The organism is Campylobacter sp. 107 (assembly GCF_002383835.1).
Lineage (GTDB): Bacteria > Campylobacterota > Campylobacteria > Campylobacterales > Campylobacteraceae > Campylobacter_D > Campylobacter_D jejuni.
Genome location: NZ_NXBA01000066.1, coordinates 1 through 1,027, shown reverse-complemented (window position 1 = coordinate 1,027; position 1,027 = coordinate 1). Strand labels below are relative to the sequence as shown.

At 26.6% G+C, this 1,027-nt stretch carries 1 protein-coding gene; it reads right to left on the bottom strand.

The window, feature by feature from the left end; genetic code table 11:
- Positions 1–1,027, bottom strand: a 1,027-nt coding sequence (locus BGS40_RS07440) for a 6-hydroxymethylpterin diphosphokinase MptE-like protein (protein WP_141085138.1), incomplete at both ends; no start/stop codon positions are given.

The following is a 1,027-nucleotide window of genomic DNA, read 5'->3' as shown; positions in this document are numbered from 1 at the left end:
TTTTTCTTCTAAAGGAAGTATATTTTTAATCAAAGCACTTTCTTGTGCTTTAATATGTCCATAAACTAATTCCATAAATTCTAAATGTTCTTTTATCCAAAGAATACTTTTATTAAAAGCATCTTCTTTGGTTTTAGGATTTAAAACATAAATTCTAGCAAGATTAAGTTCAAATTGTATGAATAAAGATTGCAAGATATCATACAAATCTTGCATTTGTTTTATATCTTCAAGTTTATTTTTAAATTTATCTATTTTTTCAATAGCTAAATTGATATTCTCTTCTTTTTCATTTAAACTCAAATATATACTTTGTATATTTTCAAAATCATTACTTAGAATTTTATTAAAATCTCTACAATGTTCAATACTTTTACAAACTTTATAATAAGCCTTAAGTAAAAACTCATTTTGTTTATTTAAACTTAAAGGTTCTAATTTTTCAAAAGGTTTATTTAAATCTTTATCAAGTAGATTCTCGCAAGCCCATAAAAAAGGTTTTTCTATAGTTCCTTCTATCCTTGCTCCACCTTCGGTGCAGTTGTAGGTGGTGATACCCATTTTTCTAGTATTTGGAATCATTTCATTTTCAAACCAATTTTTAAATAAAAGCCATATACTATGAGTTTCAACTTTTCCATTTCCTCCATAAGCTGTAGTTAAAATATGTTCATACATTTGACTTTCATAATTAGCTAAATTTTGATAATCATTAGGATGAGAATTGCCATTTTCAGCATAAGCTAAATCCTGTCCTATAAAAATGATGTTTTTATGACTTAGATAAGTTGCTAGATAAGATAATGTATGTGCAACACTAAGTCCTACAGCAGCATAAGAAAAATCTTTAAGATTTATATAATATGGAAAGGCAAGAACTTTTTGAGTTATGACTAAATTTCTACCCTTTAAATACTCAATCGCCTTTGGATGAACAACCCCTGCGCAAATAAACACAATATCCTTATCAAATTCCCCAAAATCATGATTAAAAAACTCAGCAGTAATTTCTGTTCTTTCCAACATA